1 protein-coding gene is annotated in these 250 nt (G+C 68.0%); it reads left to right on the forward strand.

Annotated elements, in window-relative coordinates:
- The coding region (locus tag RVY79_RS20920) for a L,D-transpeptidase (protein ID WP_317466528.1) at positions 1 to 250 on the forward strand (250 nt) is incomplete at both ends.

Consider the following 250-nt stretch of genomic DNA (forward strand, 5'->3'; position numbering starts at 1 on the left):
GACGATCACGATGAAGCGTGAGTGGCCGGATTGGCGCCCGCCGTCGACCATGCTGAAGCGCCGGCCCGACCTGCCGCGCTACATGAAGGGCGGCCTCGAGAACCCGCTGGGCGCCCGCGCCATGTATCTCGGCGGCTCGATCTACCGGATCCACGGCTCCAATGAGCCGGAGACCATCGGCACCGCCGTCTCGTCGGGCTGCATCCGCATGACCAACGACGACGTGACGGACCTCTACACCCGCGCCAAG

Origin of the sequence: Chromohalobacter sp. HP20-39 (assembly GCF_033052815.1) — a bacterium.
In the GTDB taxonomy this organism is placed as follows: domain Bacteria; phylum Pseudomonadota; class Gammaproteobacteria; order Pseudomonadales; family Halomonadaceae; genus Chromohalobacter.